A 17769-nucleotide genomic window follows, 5' to 3' on the forward strand; every position below is an offset into this window, starting at 1 on the left:
ATTCCTCCTACCAATTTTCATTGATTATTTGATTCTATTTCAGTCTTTCCTTTTACTGCAATTTCTCCATTTTGGTTCTTTGCTCTAATCTCGAATATTTTTTTGTCACTATCAGCTTTCAATAAAGTTGCTTCACATGTAATAACATCGTTAAGTCTTACCATTGTTTTGAATTGAACTTTTATCGTTTTTATTTCTCCATTTTCTCCCGCCAGCTTTTCAGCGTATTCGCTTAAGAATCCCATTAATAGCATTCCATGAGCGATTACACCTTTAAGAGGGGATTTTTTTGCAAACTCTTCATCAATATGAATGGGATTAAAGTCTCCCGACGCTCCTGCATACTTTGCAAGTTGTACTCTTGTAATAGAATCTTTCACTAAAATAGGAAGAGGATTTTCTTCTTCCACTTCTCCAAATTCCCCCATACTCTAATTCTCCTCTCTTATAATGAAAGTAGAGCTTTCAGTAAATACTTTTTTGTTTTTGTCATCATACCCATTTCTTTCTCTGATTATAAAAATCATTAGCCCATTTCTCCCTTTTTTTTCATATATTTCTGACACTTTTTCGATTAACTTTATTTTTTCACCTGCACAAAGCCGACGCTCATATTTGTATTCTTGCTCACCATGTAATAACTTGTTTTTATCTAATTTCAAAAACCACTCCTGCATTTCACCTCTGAATGTTGTGGGGAATGTTAATGGAGCAAGAATTGAAGAGTATCCCTTGTTCTTTGCATACTCTTCATCGTAATAAAGCCGATTCTTATCACTAATTGCTGTTGCAAATTTTTGGATAGCGCCTTTCTCAACTAAATGGAATTCAGGTTCACTTTCTTTCCCGATAATCGAGCGATCTATCATTTTTTCACCCCATTTTAATATTAAATTCAAAGAATATATTTAAACTCCGATATGATATCCGCCAGAAACATTCAGCACATGGCCTGTTATGTAATTTGCTCCTTGAGAAGCGAGAAACATGATACCAGGCACTACATCCTGGGTCTCAGCAAATCGATTTAATACTATTTTATTTTTATAAACATCCTCAAATTTTTCAGTCCGGATTGTTTCAGTCATCCGTGTTTCTACTATTCCGAAAGCAACAGCATTTGACTGGATTCTATATTTTCCCCATTCTCTTGCTGCCGACATCGTCATTCCGACAACACCTGCTTTTGCAGCAGAGTAATTAATTTGACCAATTGATCCTGTTAATCCAGCTACTGAAGTAATATTAATTATTTTTCCATTGCTCAAAGCTTCCGGATTTTGCTTCCCTTTTTCTTTAAATAGTGGAGCTACAGCCTGGATACAATTGAAAACACCTTTCAATCCAACGTCCACAACCAAGTCCCACTCAAACTCTGTCATTTTATCAATCATAGCTGGTTTTGTTACAGCTGCATTGTTTATCAAAATATGAACCGTTCCGTATTCTGCCACTGCTCTTTCTACCATTTTTCTAGCTACATTTCGATCTGATACACTTCCTATGACAGCTAAAGCTTCTCCTCCCGCTGCCTTTATCTCATTAACTACGGAAACAGCCACTTCATCATCTAAATCATTAACAATTATTTTTGCCCCAGCCTTAGCCATATCGAGAGCTAATGCGCGGCCAATTCCTCTTCCAGAACCAGTTATAATGACTATCTGATTTTCAAATTCCATATATTCCCTCCTCAATTTACAAACGTTCAATTATTGTTGCAGTAGCCATTCCGCCCCCCGCACACATCACTTGTAATCCGTATTTTTTATTCGCATCTTCTAACTGGTGCAAAAGTGTAGTCATTAACCTTGCACCGCTTGCTCCAGTCGGATGCCCCAAAGCAATAGCTCCACCGCGAAGATTCACTTTTTCTTCAGTTACGCCCAGCTCTTTCATCCATGCGAGTGTCACAGCTGCAAATGCTTCATTGCACTCAAAAATATCAATATCTTCAACTGTCAAATTTGCTTTTTTTAATATTTTTTTTGTAATCGCGATTGGACCTGTCAGCATCATCGTAGGATCAGAACCTATGACTTCTCGAGCAATAATTTTTGCTCTTGGTTTAAATCCAAGTAACTCGGCTTTTTCTCTGGACATAATTAAAACTGCAGCTGCTCCATCACTGATCTGACTAGAGTTTCCAGCCGTGATTCTTCCATCTGTTCGGAAGACAGTTTTCAACTCTCCCAATTTTTCTATAGTTGTACTCGGCCGAATCCCTTCATCTTCTGTGATTTGTATTGAGTTTCCATCTTTAGTTACTTCTACTGATAAAATCTCTCTTTTGAATTCTCCATTTCGTCTTGCTTCTGCTGCTAGCTGATGGCTTCTAAATGAGTATTGATCAAGCTCTTGACGAGAGATATTCCATTTTTCCGCTATTCTTTCTGCTGACTCCCCTTGAGGAACGATTTCATATAATTCTTTTAGTTCAGAGGGCTCTTCTACTTTATCCGAACCAAGTGGATGTCTGCTCATATTCTCTATTCCAGCAGCAATTACCACATCGTAATCTCCCGCTATAATTCCTTGAGCGGCTTGATGAATCGCATGTTGAGATGAACTACATTTTCTATTTAAAGACATTGCTGGTGTACTTTCAGAAAGCCCTGCCATTAAAGTTGCAACTCGCGCAATATTATTGCCCTGTTCCTGATTTTCCGTTACACATCCAACAATGACGTCTTCTACAGCATCCGACTTAATACCGCTTCTATTTATTAATCCTTTTAAAGTTTCAGTCAACATATGTTCAGATCTTGTTTCCGAAAAAACACCATTTCTTTTACCCATTGGCAATCGAACAGCCTCAACAATTACCGCATCTCTTTTTGACATATACTTATTCCTCCTTATGATGTGTTATCAGGTTAACGCCCTACAAATATGGCCTCTCGCTTTTCTATAAATGCATTTACACCCTCTGCATGGTCTTGTGTTTGTTGTAAAATTGATTGTGCATAATTTTCGTATTCCACAGTGCCTGATAAACTTTGGTTTGCTGTTTTAGAGATAATGGATTTTACAAACTGCATCGTTTGAGCTGGCCCTTCAGCCATTTTTTCAGCAAACTCAACCGCTCCTGTAAAGACTTCGCCATCTGGAAAAACCCTATTTACAATACAAAGTTTTTCTGCATCTATTGAGGATAGTAATTCTCCTGAAAAAATTAGTTCCTTCGCTTTCCAAGGACCCACCATTCTAGGTAAATAATATAAAGCTCCACAGTCAGGAATTAAACCCACTTTTGAAAAACTTAACCCGAATTTCGACTTTTCTTCTGCGTAAATTATATCTGAAGCTAAAGCGAGACTAAATCCGGCTCCCACTGCATACCCACTAACTGCTGCTATGATAGGTTTTCGAAAAGATTCCATCCGAACAGCAATTTTGCTAGTCAGGTTTATTTTCTCAACCGATTCTAAAGTGCTTCGTTTTCCCATCCCTTTTATATCTCCACCAGCGCAAAATGTGCTGCCTTCTCCAAACAAAATTATAATCTTTACGTTAGAATCTTCCTCTGCTTGATCTAAATAATTGAGAAGTCCTTTTTTGATTGCTGTCGATAGAGCATTACGTGAATTTGGCTCGTTCAATTTGATATAGCCCACTCCATTTTTTACGGAATAAACCACACTATCCGTTTTCATATTTCTCCGCTCCTTCAACAAAGTTTTTATATATTATTTTCCGCTATCCATTTAGAATTATTTTTTGACTGCTCCGGCCTGTTTTTTTGCCAAAATAGATTTTTGATTCAACAAATGTCCAACTACTTTTTGCCTTTCTTCATATGGAGTTTTCGAAATACTGGAAAGTCGATGAGCTCGTTTTAAATAGAAATGTAAATCGTGTTCCCAAGTGAATCCGACAGCACCATGTAGCTGAATAGCATTTTGAACAACTTTCAATGCTGCCTCTGAAGAATATGCTTTTGAAATAGTAGCAACGATATCATTGTCTTCTCCATCATTTTCTATAGACCAAGCTCCGAATTCAAGAGTGACTTTTGCACTCTCGCTCAATAAATACATATCTGCTAACATGTGCTTTATTGCTTGAAACTTCCCAATTTCTACGCCGAACTGCCTTCTCTCCTTTGCATAATTTAATGTCATTTCTAATGTTTCCTGGGCAATACCCAAAAGTTCTGCAGAAAAGAGTAAATCAGCCACACGATAAAAGTCGTATAAATCAATGTCAATCAACTTAAAAAATTCTTCATCAACAAGCACGTTGTCTAACTGAAGTTCATATAAAGGATATGTCACATCTTGCGTCTTCACATTTCTCAGCTGGTCCCTTACCTGGTCTGTATCAATAATCAATAATTGATCTGTCACTCCTTCCCCTTTTTGGGAGATTGGCACTAAAATCCGGCTTGATTCATTTGCAAATGGTATTGATTTGATAGTTCCGAAAAGAAAAGATTCTTGATGCTCGGAATGCACTTGTAACTTCTCATTCCATCCAATAGTTGCAATTTTCTCTCCTTCTTCGTATGCCTCAACATCCTCAGATGACTCCTCCTCTTTCAATAAATATAGCGCCATTAAGTGTTCAATTAATGGAAAAGATAATAAACGTTTCCCCGCTTCATTTACAAGAATTGTCGTAAGCATCAAATTCGCATCACCCTGTTTTAGGGGATTAAGCAATCCAATCAGGCCCTGCTCGACTAAAAATTTTTGTATCCGACTGTTTATTTTTTTCTCTTCCACGGCCTTTCGAAGCACTTCTGAAGAATATATCTTTCTTAATGCTTTATTAATGGTATTTTGCATTAAGCTTTCTTCAAACTCTAATTCAAACTTAAAACTGCTCATTTATTTCACTCCTTTATCTTGGTAAATTCAAAACTTTCTCCGCTATAATATTTCTTTGAATTTGACTAGTTCCGGCATAGATGGTTTCACCTTTAGTTGTGAAATAAATATTTGTAAAATGATTGGAAGAAAGGGAGTCCTCTTCTGAAAAGTTCACTTCTTCTCCTTGTATTTCCATGAGTAAATTTCCTAATCGTGAGCGCATTTCCGACCAATACAATTTTTGCAGAGACATTTCAGGTCCAAGCTTTCCATTATTGTTTATATATTCACTAATTGTTTTTAAACTGTGGTATCTCATGACTCGCAGCTCTATAAAAGACTGAGCAAACTTTTGGCTGAAGTAGTGATTGTCTTTTAAATCCTGTTCTCCAGGGAGCTTATTAACTTCAGAATACTTTATTGCCTGTTCAAATTCCGTCTGAAACCTCGCTTGTCTGCCTAAAGCTAAAATTCCTCTTTCAAAAGAGAGCGTTGTCATTGCAACTTTCCATCCTTCATTTAACTCCCCTATATAATTGTTTTTAGGGATTTTAACATTATCAAAAAAGATTTCGTTAAAATCTGCTTCCCCTGTTATTTTCCGAAGTGGCCTTACAGAAACACCTTCTGCTTTCATAGGAACTAAAAAATATGTAATTCCTTTATGTTTGGAAACTGAAGAGTCTGTTTTTGCTAATACAAAACACCAATTGGCATTTTGCGCTTCTGTTGTCCATACTTTCTGACCGTTAATAACCCACATATTTCCTTCTAGTTCTGCTTTTGTTTGCAAAGCAGCTAAATCAGATCCCGCATTCGGTTCTGAAAAGCCTTGACACCATACATCTTCACTTTTAACTAATCTAGGTAAATAATGTTTTTTTTGTTCTTCTGTTCCATATGTCAATAAGGTAGGGCCCAGTAGAATTTTCCCTAAAAAATTATAGCCTCGAGGTGCATCAATTCTGCCGGCCTCTTCTTCAAAAATCATTTCTTTTAAAACACTTTCTCCTTGGCCCCCATATTCCTTCGGCCAAGAGATCCCTGAATATCTGCCCTCAAATAGTTTTTGATCCCAATTTTTTTGAACTTCTTCATAGCGTTTTTTGTCACTGACTCTTTCTTCAAAATCATGCCACCACTCAGGCAATGCAGAAGTGAGCCAATTAATCGCTCCATCCCTGTATTTTTCCAATTCTTCAGAAAATTTTATATTCATAAAAACCCTCCATCATCTGAATTATTTGTATTTTTATGTTGCAGCCTCTTTGCTAGTTCTACTCGGAATTTCGGATGTGCTATTGCTATAATCTCTTTGCCACGCTCTTTCATCGATTTTCCAAATAACTTCGCAATTCCATACTCAGTTACAATATAATCAACTTCAGATTTTAACGATGTAACTTCAGATACTGAAAACTTAATCCGCGATATTGTTCCTCCCGCTGCAGTTGAAGGAAGAGCTATAATCACTCTGCCTCCAATAGAGCTTTTTGCACCATGAATAAAATCCATTTGTCCCCCGACGCCGGCAATCGTAACACCTTTAAGTGATTCTGCATTTATTTGTCCTGTTATATCGATTTCCAATGCTGAATTTATAGAATGAAAATTTTCAAGCTGGCCTATTATCTTGCTATTATGAGTAAATTCAACGGAATGCATTTCTATCACCGGATTATTATTTGCATATGCATATAGTTTTTCAGTACCTATTAAAGAGGTACAAACTATTTTATTTTTTTTGACAGTCTTCCGGCTATTGTTAATGACGCCAGTTTCTATTAATTCAATCACCGGATCACTAATAGAACCCGAATGAACACCCAAATTTTTTTTATTTTTTAAAGAATGTAAAATGCTATTTGGTATACTCCCTATTCCCCATTGCAATGTAGCTCCATCCGGAATTAATGTTGCCACATTTTCTCCGATTTTCTTTTCTATATCGCTGAATTCACTTTCTGGAATTGTCAACAAAGGCCTTGATGTTTTGACGAAGCTATCTATTTCATCAATTGTTAGTTTAGTATCGCCATGGGTTCTAGGCATTAAATCATTTACTTCAGCAATTACGTATTTTGCATTTTTCACGAGTGATTTTACATAATCAACAGAAATGCCTAAATTAAAAAATCCTTCATTATCAGGGGGTGATACTTGAATAAAGGCAATATCAATTTCCATACCCACAATTTTCTTAGGGATTTCAGATACATTTATTGGAATGTAATCACAATCACCATGTAACATCGCTTCTTTTAACTTTGAATTTGAAAGAAATGTCCTGATACAAAAATAAGGGAAATTATCTTTTAAAGAGTACAAAGCTGGACTACCAACTAGATTAACGTACAGTTTTAATCCCTTTAATCTACTTTTTTGTCTTATTAATTCTTCTACTAAGGTTTGGGGTTCACTACAATAAGCTGATAATATGATGACCTGATTTTTATTTACTTTATTTATTGCTTGGGTTACGTTCAATTGCTTTTCATGGTAGATCCTTTTCCAATCCCTCATACACTACACGCCTTAAATTATTATTTTCTAATTCAATACATATTATTTGGTAAATATAGTGCGATTTCCGGAAATATATATAGAATTACAATAAGTAGCACTATCGGTATCATAAAAATTGCTGCTCCCTTAAATATATCTTCTAAAGATAATTCAGGTGCTGCTCCTTTAAGAACAAAACAATTCATTCCAATAGGGGGTGAAATCATTGCAAGTTCCATTACCAGAACCACGATTACGCCAAACCAGATAAGGTTTAAATCCATTGACAATACTAACGGAAGTATAATTGGCAGGGTGACTACCACCATAGCTAAAGAGTCCATCACGGCCCCAAGAAGAATGTACATCAGAATAATTACTCCGAAAAGCGCAAAATCAGGTAATGCTAGTCCATTAAGAAAATCTGCTAATAAAAATGGAATTCGTGTAATTGTTAAGAAAAAATTCAATAAAAATGCCATTATAATTATGGCAAATAAAAATCCAGTAGTTTTTAACGTTGAAGAAAGAGCCTGGATAAAAGTCTTAAAAGTTAACCTTCTTCTAATTAAAGCTATGATAAGAGTTACAGATGCACCTATCCCAGCAGCTTCTGTAGGATTGAACCATCCCACATACATACCCCCAACAACTATTGCAAATAGAATTATTATCCAAATAGTAGACTTCAATGAAGAAAATTTTTCCTTCCAACTTATATTAACTTTTAAAGAAGGAGCCATTGTAGGCTTTATTAAAGTCACAATATAAACAGTGAGGAGATAAAGTAGCATAAGAAGAATGCCGGGTATGATTCCAGCAACCAAAAGTTGGCCAATTGATTGCTCCGTCATCATTCCATAAATTATGAACAATGTGCTCGGAGGGATTAACACTCCCAAAGTTCCCCCGGCTACAATTGATCCTCCTGTCAATGTTTTACTGTAACCAGAATCTAGCATTTCTTTGGAAGCAATAACACCCATCGTTGCAGTATTTGCCAAACTTGAACCTGAAGCAGCTGCAAACATAGCAGATGAGCCAATTGTAGCCATTGCTAATCCACCTCTCAGCCTTCCTAACCATGCGCGGAAAGTAGAAAAAAGCTCTCCGCTAATTCCACATATAAATAATAATTCACCCATTAATACAAACATGGGAATAGTAGTTAATGTGTAGCTAAAACTATGATCCCAAATTATTGTTTCAACAGCTGTAGTCAAAGTATTCCAATCCCTCAAATATAAAATCCCAAGAAAAGTCGGAATTACCATTGAAATTGCAATTGGCACTCTTAAAAACATTAATATAAACATTGCTATTATTCCTAATAACCCTACTAACTCGATCGACATAATCTATCCTCCTCACCTATTGTTATTTGGCACTAAATAAAGAAACAATAGGAATTACCATTTTGAATAATGCTTGTAGTCCCCACATGACGAATCCAAGAACAATTATGAAGTCAAGTGGATAATAAGGAATATTCAGTAAACTAGAACTGAGTTGCATATGATCTTTATGATTCATTGCTACTCCAAAATAAATAAAGCCAATCGTCAATGTAACAATGGCAGTAAGAAAATTAGCTGCGCCAGAAAAAAAATTTTGTACCTTTTCCGGAAAACGATCTACAATCAAACCGATTGCGATATGACCGTCCACTTGTTCTGTATATGCCAACCCACACATAATTAAAACCACCATGCCCAATTGGACAAGTTCAACATCTCCAATAATTGGAGTAAATAAAGCTCTGCTAATAACAGCAAAGCTTATGAATAGCATCATTAGTGACATGGTTACTAAAGCAATATTCTTTGTAATATTAGTTAAAAAGTTAATTATATTACCTAGTTTTTTCATATTTTCACCTCTACTCTTACTTTTATCGTAGGTCCACCTAATAATGTTGAAATAGGTGAAACTACGAATCATATTAATAAGGAGCTGGATATCCCTCTTCTTCTAACATTTCAAATAAAGTATCAACCATTTCTTGACCTGGGTAACCTTTAGCATCAGCGTCTTTTATCCATTGAGCCCATGCTTCTTGCCCAAGCCCTCTAAAACTTTCAATATCCTCATTACTTAAAGTAATAATTTCTCCCCGATCTTCCACAACTTTTCCAAGTTCTTCATATGAAGATTCCAATTCTGTTGCATAACTTTCAGTGAACAGTTCTGTTAACTTAGGATTTAATTTATCATCAAATATTTTTTTCAAGTCTTCAGGGAGCTCTTCATAAAAGTTTTTATTCATAATTGGCACTACTGGAGTAACAGAAACACCCATTTTTGTTATATATGGTGCCGGTTCGTATAGCTTTAATCCTTCTGCCCCAATAGGAGTATAGAAAGATGTATCAATTGTATTTTTTTGAAGAGATTCATAAGTATCTTCAGTCGAAATCGATACTGGGACTCCGCCTAAAGACTCTACAAAAGCAATTTCACTTTTTCCATTTACGCGCATTTTCTTATTTTTCAAGTCTTCAGGTTTTCTAATTGGATCACTAGAAAATAAATCATATCCATCTGTTGATGTAGCATTCAATAAATGTATATCTTCTAATTTTTCATTTGCATATTTTTCAAAAAACTCTCCCAGGATAGCTTCTGCTTCTTCGGGTCCTTCAAATGCAAAGGGCAGATTTCCAATTGTGTATGGGAAGAATCCCGTGTCATAAAAATAGTTAGCTACAATTAGCCCTACATCATATAATCCTCCACTTACATCTTGGTACACTGAATTGGATTTCCCTAAAGAGCTCCCATGATAGATATTTACTTTTACACGTCCGTCTGTCTCTTCTTCTACAAGTTCTTTCCATGGTTCATAAACGTTATACGCATAATGATGAGTCGAAGAAGTCCAATTATTGATATCTAATTCGTATACTTCTCCATCCGGATTGTTAGCGCTTTCATTTGCATTAGAACTTTCATCGCCACAAGCACTTAAAACCATAGTAGACCCCACTAATAAAATTGTCGTTATTATTATTTTCTTTCCTAGAAACATAAATCTTCCCCCTTAGAATTAGCATTAATAAATACCAGCCCTTCAATACCTAAATATTCCTCCTTCCACACAATATATTACGTTTTTTACCGATATGCGATAATGCATACTGTCTATCAGTATGTTTAGTACATACTAACATTATAAATGATATAAAATCAATCTATTTTAAGAATATTTAAAATAATAAAACTAATTAAACGTGTGCTTGATTAATATTTTTTTTTGATTATTATAGAGAGGACAGATAAATCGGAATTTTCATTTCATAAAAAAGGAGGAATTTAATTGGCAATAGGGGATTCTATGCAAACAATTGACCGTGCAGTAACAATATTAAAATCTTTTACAACGATGGAACCAGAGCTATCATTAGCTGATTTACACAATAAAATAGGTTTATCAAAATCAAGCCTACAAAGAGTGTTAAACGCTTTAGTTCTTCATGGTTTTTTAGAAAAAGATAGCCAAAAAAAAACATATCGATTAGGAATGGAAGTACTTTTTCTAGGACAATTAGTTGAAAAAAACTCTCAATTACTTTCAAAATCAAAAAAACATATGATAGATTTACGAGATCACTTAGGAGAAGCCATTGGATTAAATATAATTTATCAAGGAAAAAGAAAATGCATTGGATATATACCTGGAAAACATGATTTAGCAACATTATCTTACGTTGGACAGACTTCGCCTTTATATGCAGGGTCATCGGCGAAGTTGCTATTAGCATATTTGCCAATTGAAACACAGAAAAAAATGATGGAAGATTTCGAGTTTATTAAAATCACCGATAATACTATTTTAAATAAAGAAGATTTATTAACAGAACTTCGAATAATACAAAAAAATGGTTATGCTATTAGCAGAGGTGAAAGAGTAAAGGGTGCATTTTCTCTTTGTGCTCCAATTAAAGATCGATTTGGGGAAGTAATTGCAGGTGTAACTCTTATGATTCCAACAGCCAGAGTAGATGATAATAAAATAGAATTTTATGTAACTAAAACGTTAGAAACAGCTTCTCTAATTTCAAGGGAGCTTTTGTAATATAACTTTTATAAAAAATCTAATTAGAAGGGTTTTCAATCTAACTTTTATTTAATTCCTTGAAGTAGAGTGATGAGAAAACAAATACTTATCGTTTTTACTATAAATAATTCTTACTATATATTAAAGATTTCTAAACTTTCTTTATATGGAGTTCACAGTATAGAATTAGCTGTGTTTATATACATTTAGGAATTCAACAATAATCTAGCAGGAATTTTTGATACAACTACTCAAAAAAACCCTTAGCATTTTGTACCATCATATTCATTATTTTTGATTTTACAAATATAGCCCGAGGCCTTCCAATATTTTTAGGAAGGCCTCGGGCTATATTTGGATTCAGTTTTGTTATGGACTTTCGCTTTCAAATAGGCATTCACTCGCTCTACCGCGTCAAGAAATTAACTTAAATATATAAGTGGAACCTTATTTTTTAAAAAAATAGTATTCTATCCTCAATTATTGCGCTCCATCCCCTCCACAATAAGCCCCTACGACCGCAGCCATGGCTTTCGCGCTGATCAGCAAACTCTTTTCGTCAATCTCGAATTTCGGATGATGATGCGGATAGGACTCTTTCCCCTCTGGCTTCGCACCGACATAGAAGAAGCACCCTGGCTTTTCCTGCAGGTAATAAGCAAAGTCCTCCGATGGCGGCTGAGGTGGGACTTCATCAACAGCCTTCACTTCCGGAATCGCCGCTTCTTCAAGCGCTTGGCGAACCAGTTCAGTGACTTCCGGATCGTTGTAGAGGACGGGATAGTCATTGGCATATTCCAGTGTGGTCTCAACACCAAACGATGTTTCCAATCCTTCTGCAAACTGGCGAACCTGCTTTTCCACTAGCTCCCGGGATTCTTGCGACATGGTCCGGACATCACCTTCGAGCGCGACAGAATCCTTGATGACATTGAACTGCCCTTTGCCATCGAAAGAACCGATGGTGACGACCGCGGTATCGAACGGATCCATCCGCCGGCTGACGATGGTCTGGCAGTTCATCACAAAGGAACTGGCTGCAACAATCGCGTCGTTTGCCATATGCGGCGAAGACCCATGGCCGCCTTTCCCTTGGATATGGAGCTTGAAGCGGGCTCTCCCGGTTTGTGTATTGCCGCTTCGGTAAAAAACTTTTCCGGTTTCCATCGTTGACATGACGTGGATGCCGAAAACCGCATCTACTCCGTCGAGAACTCCTGCTCCTATCATGCCGATTGCTCCACCCGGCGGCATTTCTTCAGCCGGCTGGTGGATAATTTTAATCGTTCCAGCCAGTTGCCCTTTCAGCTCGGCCAACGTTTCAGCGAGTATCAGCATATAAGCCGTGTGGCCATCGTGTCCACAGGCATGCATAACGCCTGCCGTTTTGGAAGCAAACGGCAACCCTGTTTCCTCCTGGATCGGCAAGGCATCAAAATCTGCGCGGATCGCAATGGCCTTACCCGGCTTCGCTCCGTTTATCGTTACGACCAGTCCACGGTGGCCACCGACATTTGTTTCCACCAGATCCACCGGCACTTCCTTATAAAAATTCTCGATATATGCGGCTGTCCGTTCTTCTTCAAACGACAGCTCCGGATGCTCGTGAAGATACCGGCGTATTTCGATGATGCGCCGTTCTTTTCCGTCTAATCGGTTCATCAATTCTGTCATTGGCAAAACAATCACTCCTTTTACAAACTCTACCCTGTCTCTTTAAAAAACATGCTTTTCACTCAACTAAAAAAACGAACTTTCCTTTGGCATAGAAAGGTCCGCTTGTTTAAATCCCATTACTCTTTCAGCCCTACAGCAGGCCGTGAAAATTTATAGATCCCCACAGAAACCAAAACAATGGCTGCGACAACCAGAATAAGAAGCAGCTTGCCTTCATTGAAACTGTTTATGAACACCAACAGCAAGGCAGACATTGAAAACAAGACCGTAAAGCAGCGTCTCAACCATTTCATTCCAAAATACGCGCCGCTGAGTGCAAAGAGGGCGTTCATGGCAAACAGCACCCAAACCATGATGTCATTTCCTATTCCGGTGTAGAGGACCAATTGCGCCACTACAAAAGCCAGTGACGTTGCCGCTGCGTCCCGGTACCTCCTGCAAAACGGGAGGAGCAACAGCCCCAGCAAAAAGCTGTAGATGAGAACGGACGCCTCATCCAAAAGAAAAATGGAGCCGATGGTGAACAGCATAAATGCTGTTACTGCAATAATGCCTCCACCACCCGAATTCCAGCGTTTCCATCCCTGCAGGAATAACGCAAACAACAGCAAGGTCGATACAGCAAAGGCCCAATCCGTATCGTCTGTACCAGACATCTCTTCCCCGTAGATCAGTCCAATACTTCCTAAAATAGCCACAGCGTACAATATGAACTTTTTCATATGCCATCCTCTTTCTCTATAAAACCTTGTCCAGCAAAAACCAACTCTGACCCTTGATTCCTCCAATAGCTCTGCTTTATTTTATTCTGCAGAACAAGCGGACAATCCTTTGTTGGCGAATATAAATTGCGCGTGTGCCAGGCACACACATAATTCACATACTGAAAAAGCTGGAACTGTCCAATGATCATAGGACAGTTCCAGCTTTCTTTAATTTGTGTCAGTGCCAGGCACGCAAACAATAATCATCGATCAACTACTACGATATGCACCGCTTCAATCGGTCCATGCACCCCAATGACGATATTCATCTCAATATCCGCGCTATTGCTCGGCCCTGATATGAAATTGATGCATGTCGAAAGTACTTTGCCTTCCTCGACCGATTTATGGATTGTCTGCGAAGCTTGCGTCATGCGCGGCACGATCGTCGATTTCGGGACAATGGCGACGTAAGCCAAAGGCAGTAAGCTGACAGATCGCGCAATGTCTTTGTCGTTGAATTGCACAACCGTTCCCGACTCCGCTAAACTGACGTCACTGAAAAACACGCCGATGCCAGCTTGTTTGGCTATTTCGATATTTTCTTCTCCCAATTCCGCGTTCCAGACATGGGCATCGCTTTCGGCCAGCACTGCATCCAGCCCGAACTCACCAAAACGGGCATCTTTTGTGGCCACAACCCGGCCGCCGCCATACTTGCTGAATGTTGCCTTCAGGACTTCCGGAAGCTGTTCGCTAGTTGTTTCGATCACCGTGGTTGTTTTTTCACTGCTGTTCTTGCTGAAGATCGCCGCCAATTCTTCAGGAGAGGCCTCCTTCAGGATTTCCAGCTGAGGACGATGTTTCCACTCAGGTCTTGTCACCTGTTTACTTTGTTCTCTTCCAAGCCTTGTCGAAATGTTGGTTAAAAAATCTTTTTTATTGTGGATCATCCCTTCAGCCATCTGTTCCGCCCCCTTTTTTATGGTTGTCGAACCATTTCCTGAAGTTGCTGTTTCCCGGTGCCGGGAAATCCCGGACAGCTGTCCAAAGTTTCATCGGCCCTGGACCGTTCGAGATGCTGTCATCTTTGACAAAAGGTTTCAGCATGGTCGGCATCCCTTTTACTGCCAGGCGGAAAAGTGAAGGAGAACTTGCACCGATACCAAATGCTTTCATCGCCAATTTCTCACTGTTCTTCACTTTTTCCTTTACATAAATTTCCCGATGGCGGATCAATTGCTCGTGAAGAGGGATTTTCACGGGACACGCTTCGCTGCAGGCAGCGCAGAGGCTGGAAGCAAAAGGAAGCTCCCCATACTCTTCATAGCCTCCGAGAATAGGAGACAAGACAGCTCCGATCGGCCCCTGATAAATCGAGCCATACGCATGGCCCCCTATGTGGCGATAAACGGGACACACATTGACGCAAGCGGCGCATCGAATACAATGAAGGGCGGATTGGAATTCAGTACCCAGCGCTTTCGACCGTCCTGCATCCAAAATCACCAAATGAAATTCCTTAGGTGCGTCTACACTGTCTTCTTCCAATTGAGGCGTCAGGTTGGTGACATACGTCGTTATTTTTTGGCCGACCGCGCTTCTGCTCAGCAGATTGATCATGACATCGAGCTCTTCCCAGGTCGGCACCAGCCGCTCCATTCCCATAATGCTGATTTGTGTTTCCGGGAACGTCGTGACCATATTGGCATTTCCTTCATTTGTCACGAGAGAAATCGTTCCCGATTCCGCTACCGCAAAGTTGCAGCCTGTCACTCCGATGTCCGCTTGCATAAAGGTCTCACGCAATTGGCTCCGTGCAAAGGCAGCGAGCTGCTTCGGCTCCTCGGTGCCCGTATAATTTGCCTTGTCCCGGAATGTGTCGCGGATCTGTTCTTTGTTTTTATGCAAAGAAGGCACCACAATGTGGGACGGCCGGTCATGATCGTCAATCTGCAGAATGTATTCCGCCAAATCCGTCTCGTACACTTCGCAGCCGATTTCTTCCAGCGCTTCGTTGAGGCCGATTTCTTCCGTCACCATGGATTTTGCTTTCGTCACTTTTTTGGCGTTTTTCTTTTTGGCGACTTCCTGGATATAACGGGTGGCATCTTCCGCTGTCGCAGCAAAATAAACATGGCCGCCCCGCTTCGAAAAGTTCTCACTTAATTGATCTAAATAGAAATCCAGATTTTCCAGCGTGTGGCTGCGAATCTCTTCGCCGGCACTTCGCCATTCTTCCCAATCCCCCACCAGTTCATCTTCCACAGTCGCCAGCATTTTCTTTCCTCGCAGCCGATCTTGCGCAGAACTCATGGCTTGCCTCATAAAATCATCTTGCAGGGCTTCATCAACCCGACCAAAAAATGGTTTTTCTCCAATTTTCATAGCCATTGTCAGACACTCCCTTCTGCACGCGAATTAAGGATTTGTGCAATGTGCTTTACGTCAATCGCTTTTCCTTTTCGGTCAATCCGGCCTTTGATGTTCATCATGCAGCCATTGTCTGCCGCAATCAAAAGGGTGGCTGTTGTTTCCTCTACATGCCGGACTTTTTCATCCACCATCTGTTCTGAAATCGGCGCCATCTTGACCGCAAATGTTCCGCCGAATCCACAGCAATCGTAATTGTTCGCAAGCGGCAGCATTTCAAGCCCTTTAACATTCGCCAACAGCTTAAATGGAGCTTCTGTTTCTTTCAATAATCGCATCATGTGGCAAGAGGTATGGTACGTTGCGCGCGCTGAATATGCCGCTCCCACATCTTCGACTTTCAGGACATGGACGATGAATTGGGTGAACTCATACGTTTTGTCCGCCACTGCTTTCGCCCGTTCATGCCACTCTTTGTCATCTTTGAGCAGTTCAGGATATTCTTTGAACATAGCCGCACAGGAACCCGATGGCGTAACGATAACTTCCGACTGTTCAAATGTGGCAATCATCTGCTTTGCCGCTTTTTGGGCATCTTCCCGGTACCCGCTATTATAAGCAGGCTGCCCGCAACAAATCTGCCCTTTAGGGAAATCGATATCGCACCCGAGCCGCTCCAGAACTTCCACAACATCTTTGGCGACATTTTGATAAAACATCTCTGAGAGGCAAGTAACAAATAAGGACACTTTCATAAAATCATCCACCCTTCCATATTTTTTATTCATTAAAGAAAGTAATTATTTTCCAAAAATAAAGCAGGTCATCATATGACTAGTCCGAAAAAATAGACCGGGTCTGAAAATGAACGCTTTAATCGATGTATTGCGACAAGATTTTTTCTACTCCAATCAAATGATTCAGCATATTTTTTTGAGCTTCCTCGGTGTTCCTTGCTTTTATCGATTCAAAGATCAATTGATGCTCTTCATATAGAGAACCCATCATTTCCTCTGAGTACAAAAGAAGCTGGCGTGTTTCCCGCATCGATTCAACCATAATTTCAGAAACACTGGTCATCAAATTGATCAGCATCTTATTGTGCGTCGCGTGTGCGATGGCTAAATGGAAATCCAAGTCCGCCTTCTCGCCAATCTGCCCTTGCCCTTTGGCTTCTTTCATGGCTTTCAAGGCTCTTTCCATCGGCGTTAAATCTTCAGCTTTATGGTTGATTGAAGCGGAAGCCACCGCTCCGACCTCCAAAATTTTACGGACTTCTGAAAGTTCCTTAATGTCTTCCCGCTTCATAAGAAGTGCTGAAGATAAAGGCAGGGAAAATTTCGAAGCATCAAATGATGTGATATAGGTTCCTTCGCCTTGGCGCATTTCCACTAATCCCATAGCCCGCAAACCACTCAAGGCTTCTCGTATCGCCGAACGCCCGACATTGAAATTCTTCGCCAATTGTTCGACAGAATCCAATTTGTCTCCCGTCTTAAATTGCCCGGTCTTGATCATTTCCAAAATGGAATCGGTTACTTCTTCGTATATTTTTTTCGTTCGGATTTGCTTGAATTCCATGGCTTCTCTCTCCTGACTTATATGTTCCTATCCTTACTTTAATAGAAACAGGCATAAT

At 39.3% G+C, this 17769-nt stretch carries 18 protein-coding genes; 1 reads left to right on the forward strand and 17 read right to left on the reverse strand.

Annotated features, from left to right (window positions below; translation table 11 throughout):
- Positions 1-17 precede the first annotated feature (17 nt).
- From AC1MEO_RS09100 to AC1MEO_RS09150, 11 genes are all read right to left on the reverse strand, one after another.
- Positions 18-428 carry a MaoC/PaaZ C-terminal domain-containing protein gene (locus AC1MEO_RS09100; protein WP_480335777.1) on the reverse strand — a complete coding sequence of 137 codons (411 nt, stop codon included), beginning with the start codon at positions 426-428 and terminating at the stop codon, positions 18-20.
- Positions 429-431: 3 nt separating this feature from the next.
- Positions 432-869, reverse strand: coding sequence for an FAS1-like dehydratase domain-containing protein (locus tag AC1MEO_RS09105; protein WP_480335778.1), 438 nt, complete (start codon positions 867-869; stop codon positions 432-434).
- A 39-nt stretch (positions 870-908) separates the two neighbouring features.
- Positions 909-1682, reverse strand: coding sequence for an SDR family NAD(P)-dependent oxidoreductase (locus AC1MEO_RS09110; RefSeq protein ID WP_480335780.1), 774 nt, complete (start codon positions 1680-1682; stop codon positions 909-911).
- A 16-nt stretch (positions 1683-1698) separates the two neighbouring features.
- Positions 1699-2844 (reverse strand): thiolase family protein, encoded by a 1146-nt coding sequence (locus AC1MEO_RS09115; protein WP_480335781.1) that lies wholly within the window; start codon positions 2842-2844, stop codon positions 1699-1701.
- Between the two features lie 32 nt (positions 2845-2876).
- Positions 2877-3656, reverse strand: a complete 780-nt coding sequence (locus AC1MEO_RS09120; protein ID WP_480335784.1) for an enoyl-CoA hydratase/isomerase family protein — start codon at positions 3654-3656, stop codon at positions 2877-2879.
- 57 nt (positions 3657-3713) lie between these two features.
- Positions 3714-4832, reverse strand: a complete 1119-nt coding sequence (locus tag AC1MEO_RS09125; RefSeq protein WP_480335786.1) for an acyl-CoA dehydrogenase family protein — start codon at positions 4830-4832, stop codon at positions 3714-3716.
- 13 nt (positions 4833-4845) lie between these two features.
- A complete protein-coding gene (locus tag AC1MEO_RS09130) occupies positions 4846-6033 on the reverse strand; it encodes an acyl-CoA dehydrogenase family protein (protein WP_480335788.1) in 1188 nt (395 codons plus the stop codon).
- On the reverse strand, positions 6030-7337 hold the full coding sequence (locus AC1MEO_RS09135; RefSeq protein WP_480335789.1) for an acetyl-CoA hydrolase/transferase family protein: 1308 nt from the start codon (positions 7335-7337) through the stop codon (positions 6030-6032). Before AC1MEO_RS09135 ends, AC1MEO_RS09130 begins: the two co-directional genes overlap by 4 nt.
- Before the next feature lie 32 nt (positions 7338-7369).
- Positions 7370-8674, reverse strand: coding sequence for a TRAP transporter large permease (locus tag AC1MEO_RS09140; protein ID WP_480335791.1), 1305 nt, complete (start codon positions 8672-8674; stop codon positions 7370-7372).
- 22 nt (positions 8675-8696) lie between these two features.
- Positions 8697-9188: a TRAP transporter small permease gene (locus AC1MEO_RS09145; RefSeq protein ID WP_480335792.1), complete on the reverse strand. Its 492-nt coding sequence runs from the start codon at positions 9186-9188 to the stop codon at positions 8697-8699.
- A gap of 73 nt (positions 9189-9261) precedes the next feature.
- Positions 9262-10347 carry a TRAP transporter substrate-binding protein gene (locus AC1MEO_RS09150; protein WP_480335794.1) on the reverse strand — a complete coding sequence of 362 codons (1086 nt, stop codon included), beginning with the start codon at positions 10345-10347 and terminating at the stop codon, positions 9262-9264.
- A 288-nt stretch (positions 10348-10635) separates the two neighbouring features.
- Here AC1MEO_RS09150 and AC1MEO_RS09155 point away from each other — a divergent pair, with 288 nt between their 5' ends.
- Positions 10636-11394, forward strand: coding sequence for an IclR family transcriptional regulator (locus tag AC1MEO_RS09155; RefSeq protein WP_480335796.1), 759 nt, complete (start codon positions 10636-10638; stop codon positions 11392-11394).
- Positions 11395-11856: 462 nt separating this feature from the next.
- On the opposite strand, the gene AC1MEO_RS09160 is transcribed toward AC1MEO_RS09155, so the two are convergent.
- The 6 genes from AC1MEO_RS09160 to AC1MEO_RS09185 form a co-directional block, all read right to left on the reverse strand.
- Positions 11857-13050, reverse strand: a complete 1194-nt coding sequence (locus tag AC1MEO_RS09160) for an amidohydrolase (RefSeq protein ID WP_480336065.1) — start codon at positions 13048-13050, stop codon at positions 11857-11859.
- Between the two features lie 119 nt (positions 13051-13169).
- A complete protein-coding gene (locus tag AC1MEO_RS09165) occupies positions 13170-13775 on the reverse strand; it encodes a hypothetical protein (protein WP_480335798.1) in 606 nt (201 codons plus the stop codon).
- A gap of 245 nt (positions 13776-14020) precedes the next feature.
- Complete coding sequence (locus AC1MEO_RS09170) at positions 14021-14722, reverse strand: LutC/YkgG family protein (RefSeq protein WP_480335799.1); 702 nt, start codon at positions 14720-14722, stop codon at positions 14021-14023.
- A complete protein-coding gene (locus tag AC1MEO_RS09175) occupies positions 14715-16151 on the reverse strand; it encodes a LutB/LldF family L-lactate oxidation iron-sulfur protein (RefSeq protein WP_480335800.1) in 1437 nt (478 codons plus the stop codon). The genes AC1MEO_RS09170 and AC1MEO_RS09175 overlap by 8 nt, the downstream gene beginning before the upstream one ends.
- A 2-nt stretch (positions 16152-16153) precedes the next feature.
- The gene (locus AC1MEO_RS09180; RefSeq protein WP_480335801.1) at positions 16154-16885 is read right to left on the reverse strand and encodes a (Fe-S)-binding protein; all 732 of its coding nucleotides are present in this window, start codon (positions 16883-16885) and stop codon (positions 16154-16156) included.
- A gap of 118 nt (positions 16886-17003) precedes the next feature.
- Complete coding sequence (locus AC1MEO_RS09185; RefSeq protein WP_480335803.1) at positions 17004-17711, reverse strand: FadR/GntR family transcriptional regulator; 708 nt, start codon at positions 17709-17711, stop codon at positions 17004-17006.
- Positions 17712-17769 lie beyond the last annotated feature (58 nt).

The organism is Planococcus sp. BI3, from assembly GCF_056680115.1.

Excerpts from the sequence above, each read along its gene's own strand:
- AC1MEO_RS09140 (WP_480335791.1), bottom strand. The coding sequence starts at position 8,674 with ATGTCGATCGAGTTAGTAGGGTTATTAGGAATAATAGCAATGTTTATA.
- AC1MEO_RS09185 (WP_480335803.1), bottom strand. The coding sequence starts at position 17,711 with ATGGAATTCAAGCAAATCCGAACGAAAAAAATATACGAAGAAGTAACC.
- AC1MEO_RS09125 (WP_480335786.1), bottom strand. The coding sequence starts at position 4,832 with ATGAGCAGTTTTAAGTTTGAATTAGAGTTTGAAGAAAGCTTAATGCAA.
- AC1MEO_RS09120 (WP_480335784.1), bottom strand. The coding sequence starts at position 3,656 with ATGAAAACGGATAGTGTGGTTTATTCCGTAAAAAATGGAGTGGGCTAT.
- AC1MEO_RS09150 (WP_480335794.1), bottom strand. The coding sequence starts at position 10,347 with ATGTTTCTAGGAAAGAAAATAATAATAACGACAATTTTATTAGTGGGG.
- AC1MEO_RS09115 (WP_480335781.1), bottom strand. The coding sequence starts at position 2,844 with ATGTCAAAAAGAGATGCGGTAATTGTTGAGGCTGTTCGATTGCCAATG.
- AC1MEO_RS09180 (WP_480335801.1), bottom strand. The coding sequence starts at position 16,885 with ATGAAAGTGTCCTTATTTGTTACTTGCCTCTCAGAGATGTTTTATCAA.
- AC1MEO_RS09145 (WP_480335792.1), bottom strand. The coding sequence starts at position 9,188 with ATGAAAAAACTAGGTAATATAATTAACTTTTTAACTAATATTACAAAG.
- AC1MEO_RS09110 (WP_480335780.1), bottom strand. The coding sequence starts at position 1,682 with ATGGAATTTGAAAATCAGATAGTCATTATAACTGGTTCTGGAAGAGGA.
- AC1MEO_RS09135 (WP_480335789.1), bottom strand. The coding sequence starts at position 7,337 with ATGAGGGATTGGAAAAGGATCTACCATGAAAAGCAATTGAACGTAACC.
- AC1MEO_RS09130 (WP_480335788.1), bottom strand. The coding sequence starts at position 6,033 with ATGAATATAAAATTTTCTGAAGAATTGGAAAAATACAGGGATGGAGCG.
- AC1MEO_RS09100 (WP_480335777.1), bottom strand. The coding sequence starts at position 428 with ATGGGGGAATTTGGAGAAGTGGAAGAAGAAAATCCTCTTCCTATTTTA.
- AC1MEO_RS09160 (WP_480336065.1), bottom strand. The coding sequence starts at position 13,050 with ATGACAGAATTGATGAACCGATTAGACGGAAAAGAACGGCGCATCATC.
- AC1MEO_RS09175 (WP_480335800.1), bottom strand. The coding sequence starts at position 16,151 with ATGGCTATGAAAATTGGAGAAAAACCATTTTTTGGTCGGGTTGATGAA.
- AC1MEO_RS09170 (WP_480335799.1), bottom strand. The coding sequence starts at position 14,722 with ATGGCTGAAGGGATGATCCACAATAAAAAAGATTTTTTAACCAACATT.
- AC1MEO_RS09105 (WP_480335778.1), bottom strand. The coding sequence starts at position 869 with ATGATAGATCGCTCGATTATCGGGAAAGAAAGTGAACCTGAATTCCAT.
- AC1MEO_RS09165 (WP_480335798.1), bottom strand. The coding sequence starts at position 13,775 with ATGAAAAAGTTCATATTGTACGCTGTGGCTATTTTAGGAAGTATTGGA.